This is a genomic window from Wohlfahrtiimonas larvae (genome assembly GCF_002006755.1).
GTDB classification, from domain to species: Bacteria; Pseudomonadota; Gammaproteobacteria; order Cardiobacteriales; family Wohlfahrtiimonadaceae; genus Wohlfahrtiimonas; species Wohlfahrtiimonas larvae.
Map to the genome: position 1 here is coordinate 1 of NZ_MVDO01000120.1, position 4,431 is coordinate 4,431.

Sequence of the window (4,431 nt, forward strand, 5' to 3'; positions counted from 1 at the left end):
TTAATTACTGCTTGTATCAACATTGACTCGTAAACTCATTCCCGCACGAAGTTTGGCATATTGAGGACCATCAGAATTGAGCATAATTTTAACAGGAATTCGTTGCACAATTTTTGTGAAGTTTCCAGAAGTATTAACAATGGGCAAATTGGAAGATCTTGCACCGCTTATGGGGGCAATCTCTTCAACAATGCCAGCAAATTTCTCTCTTGGAAAACTATCCACCAGAATCTCAACCATCTGGCCGGACCGAATATTAGCTAACTGTGTTTCTTTAAAGTTAGCCATAATATAAAGTATATCTTGTGGAATAATCGAAGCGATGAGCGTATTCGTCATCACAATCTCCCCAACCTTAGCATTAATTTTCCCCAAAGTTCCACTAAATGGCGCTTTGATTTTGGTATTACTCAATTGCTCTTTTGCAATTTCCATAGTGCTAAATGCTGCATCTTTTTCGGCCTGTCGGATTCTTCTCTGTCCTTGAAGTAGCTCAAGCGCGCGTTCTTCTAATGTTAATTGAGCTTGCGTAATATCGAAAGATTTTCGTGCTAGATCTAGCCCCGCTTCGGTATTATCAAATTGTTCATGAGAGAGCGCTCCTTTACTGACAAGCTTTTCTTGGCGATCAAAATGTTTTTGTTGTTGCTTGACTCGAATCGTTGCCATCTCAATATTCGCTTTTGCTTCTGCTACCTTAGCTTCTTGTTGAGCAATCTCGGAGGCAAGATTATCTAAAGTAGCAACTGCTTTTTGATAATCAGCCTCTCTTTTCAACAACTCTAAACGATATTCTTTATCATCAATTACGGCAATTAAATCGCCCTTTTGTACATATTGATAATCTTTTACTGGTAACATCACGATATGCCCAGAAACCTTACTGCTTAACATAGTTACATCAGTTTCAAAATAAGCATTTTCAGTAGATTGCGTCACGCTCTCACTTACCCAATAATCCCAACGATTAAGCGCATAAATTGCCACTACTATAACCCCAATAACCACAGGGATAAATATTCTATTCATGAAAATCGCTCCTAAAAGTGCCGTTCTATCCAATATACTTTTCAATATTTCCTACAATCTAACAGTGTTAGATTTCTAAATAATGTTACACTAACAGTGTTAGATTAAGCAAATTTTTTTGGGAGCATGAATTGGAAATAAAACGAGAAACGATCATCAACAAAGCATTGGAACTCCTCAATTTAGAAGGCATTGAAGGATTATCAATGCGAAAACTTGCCACTGCACTCAATATGCAAGCCCCATCCCTCTATTGGTATTTTGCTAACAAACAAGCCTTAATTGATGGCTTAGCTGATAGTATGATTGAGAGAGTTGCAATCAATATTGACTCTAAATCCTCATGGCAAACTCAAATACGCCAAATTGCTGGAGAGTTAAGAGATGCGTTATCATCCCATCGAGATGGTGCTCGAGTATTTGCAGGAACTTATATTGTTTCTGATAATGTTTTAAGAACTAATGAGGCTTTGATGCAAGCTCTTTTAACGGCTGGTGTCAATCAAGAAACCGCTGTAGATTATAGTTTTACAGTGATCTATTATATTTTAGGGCTAGTCATGGAAGAACAAGGATTAAGCCCCCAAAATGGAATTAATCTTATCTCTCGTCAAACAGCATTTTCAGAACTTGCAAAAGATAAATATCCAATTAACCAACAAGCTCAAAATACTATTTTTACAGAAAATTTTACACGTCGCTTTAAGGCCGGACTTGACCTCATAATCACTGGTATTGAGAAATATGCAGAAACACAGGTGGTCAATAACTAGACACTTTTTTGTACTAATGAACTTATAGATGCAAAAAAGCCCGCTGTTTAGCGGGCTTTAGAGCTTTTGTATGGTACCGAAGGAGAGTTTGTAGGCTGTGTTTCAGATAACTCTACAATACCAAATCTATTGATATAGCTACATTTATAGTAATGCAGGATATAGTCAGATAAGAATAAATTGGTACTATTTTTGAACAATATATATTCTAAAATATTAACATTAAGCCTCATCCCTCTATAAATTTTCTTATTTCACACTATTTAGCATACTTGCTTATGTAAGATACTACTTTAATTCTAACTTCATAACTTGGATAATTAAATATGACATCCAACTACAACATAATGGATTTATCATCTTAAAAAAATCCTGGCTATATACAATGTCATCTGCTTTAAATGAATTATTTGATCCAGTTAAAGCATGAAAATAAGCATTTCTAACTTTTATAATGAATTCTAATACTTTTTCATATTTAAAAGTTATTTGGCTGAATGGAGTATTTGATTCATGTAGGTTAAACCTTGCAATTGCATTAAAATGGTTCTCGTGAAAATTACTTTGCAAGGGCTGTATTTCTATATCGACGGTTGATTGCAAAATACTAGCATCAATAAATGATGATACAAATTTTTGTATGACTTTTAACTCTCCAGTTTTATCGTCAAGAATATATTTTTTAAAATCATTATACACCCCTTTATAATCATTACTGCATGCTGCATATACTAAAGGCAAACAAATCGCTATTCTTTCCAAAATTCTATAAATATGAATAAATGCCGTAGTATGGTTTTCTTTTTTTGTTTCAAAAAAATAAGAATAATACTCTTTTAATATTTCGTCATAGAATCCACGATTATTATTATTAGTTAACTCTTTTCCCATTTTCTTTGTATCTATTCCAATATATCGACCTATTTTAGGTTTAATATTTTTGTTATACGTATTTGGCAATTTAGAATAATTTTCTCTTTGAACAATAATCTCATCAGAAATAATGCATTTAAAGGAAGATGTACCAATTAATAATCTAAACAATTCCAGTTTATAATATCTAATGTTCGATGTTGCTTGAAAAATAACATTAGGTGGGAGCCCTACAATTTGATGCGCTTTCAGGGTCTCAATAGGTACAAATCTATCAGTCATTTCACTAACATCACACAATTCTAGTTAAAAAATCAAGAATCTCATTCTCACTTTTATCTTTTAAAACCCCATAGTTTTCTATGAAATTTTTAACCATAGTTCTTCGAAATGTGCTGACCCTAATCTTAGACTTGTCGATTGAACCAAATACTATTTCTAGCTTCTCTAAATTTATTCTTAACATCTCTGGGTTCTCGGACCTAATGTGCTGAAACCCCTTAGATATACCTACACAGAATCCTATCAAATTGTTACCCACCCGAAACCAATTAAATAAAGCCTTATTGCTTGAAAAATCAGAGATTAACTGAATTACTTGTTTAAACTCAATCCTCTCATTTTCATACCCAAATGATTCAATAATATTTTCTGCTATTAGCTCATCTAGTTTAGATTGAATTATCTTTTGATTATCAATATTGACTGAGTTTCCTAAAAATGCAATATATGCTTTAACTAAATCTGATTTATTCAGTGAATCTTTACTATAACCATCTTTTTCTGTTTTAATTTTACGAGATAATTCTTCAAAACCAACATCCGCACTTGTCAAAATTTCTATTTGATGTGCTGGGCTCATAGGTTTTTGCCCATTATTCAATGTAACCATTCTGTATAATAACTTATCCATAGATGGACAAATAAGTATATTTAATACGATTAAGCCATTGCTAAGAAGCTCTGGTGAGAGTTGATCTTCAATTTTTTTTAATAAGTTTAACCTTTGAATACCATCAAGGATAAAAGCCGATTGAATGTTCTGTTCAATATATTTTTGAACTTGAGCTTCATCCCTAAATTGAATTTGTTCATCAACAAAGGCAACAGTAATTGGAGGCATTACACATCCTCGTAAAATGTCTTGCTCTAACCGTTTATAAATAGCTGATTGCTGAAGTTTTCTTTGAATCTCAAGCTTCTCAATCAGGTTACTTAAATGAGATATAGCATAACTATAATTAGTAGAACCAACTATAAAGCTACTATCAATTACCTTATCAAAACCAATTTCAAATACATTAATTGCCATAAAATTACCACTTCTTATCTAAGTTCATTATCCCACCCATCCGATAATATCGTAAATACAACCTACATCATATGCTTTTATTTTTAGGAGAGGGGAATTACCCTATCAACTTGGTATATATAAACTACATAAAACCCATATTTATTTCTATAAAGTTAATTAGACAAATAAGGCCTAAAAATTGGTTTCTGCTTGATTGCAGAACAGTTCTCAATATCTGATTGTAAGTCCAACTTCCAATTCTCAAAAGCATAAGTATCTGCTAAATCAATTTTAAAATTTTCATTATCAATACGAGTAATTTTTAGAGAATCTACTCCCAATAATCTTAATCTATCAATCGTTAATAATTGTCTTGCTTCTACCCCAAGAACATCATGTAGAATCCATTTTCCTAAAATACTCTGTGGGTTCGTCTGTAAACTCTTTCCATTATCTTGAGTC

General features: G+C 32.7%; 4 protein-coding genes and 1 pseudogene. 1 reads left to right on the forward strand and 4 read right to left on the reverse strand.

The genetic code is table 11. The features are described from left to right. Positions 1-987, reverse strand: coding sequence for an HlyD family secretion protein (locus BZK14_RS07245; RefSeq protein ID WP_171973663.1), 987 nt, complete (start codon positions 985-987; stop codon positions 1-3). Between the two features lie 173 nt (positions 988-1,160). On the opposite strand from BZK14_RS07245, the gene BZK14_RS07250 reads away from it, so the two are divergent. Then, positions 1,161-1,802, forward strand: coding sequence for a TetR/AcrR family transcriptional regulator C-terminal domain-containing protein (locus BZK14_RS07250; protein WP_077925863.1), 642 nt, complete (start codon positions 1,161-1,163; stop codon positions 1,800-1,802). A gap of 288 nt (positions 1,803-2,090) precedes the next feature. Here the strand turns inward: BZK14_RS07250 and BZK14_RS07255 are convergent, their stop codons facing one another. From BZK14_RS07255 to BZK14_RS13295, 3 genes and pseudogenes are all read right to left on the reverse strand, one after another. After that, the gene (locus tag BZK14_RS07255; RefSeq protein WP_077925864.1) at positions 2,091-2,957 is read right to left on the reverse strand and encodes a hypothetical protein; all 867 of its coding nucleotides are present in this window, start codon (positions 2,955-2,957) and stop codon (positions 2,091-2,093) included. A 10-nt stretch (positions 2,958-2,967) separates the two neighbouring features. Further along, the gene (locus BZK14_RS07260; RefSeq protein ID WP_077925865.1) at positions 2,968-3,987 is read right to left on the reverse strand and encodes a hypothetical protein; all 1,020 of its coding nucleotides are present in this window, start codon (positions 3,985-3,987) and stop codon (positions 2,968-2,970) included. A 155-nt stretch (positions 3,988-4,142) separates the two neighbouring features. Next, positions 4,143-4,431 (reverse strand): annotated as a pseudogene (locus BZK14_RS13295) (NgoFVII family restriction endonuclease); the annotation flags it as partial.

What these genes read in the sequence shown, in the direction of transcription:
- BZK14_RS07255 (WP_077925864.1), bottom strand. Translation starts at nt 2,957, where the DNA reads ATGACTGATAGATTTGTACCTATTGAGACCCTGAAAGCGCATCAAATT.
- BZK14_RS07260 (WP_077925865.1), bottom strand. Translation starts at nt 3,987, where the DNA reads ATGGCAATTAATGTATTTGAAATTGGTTTTGATAAGGTAATTGATAGT.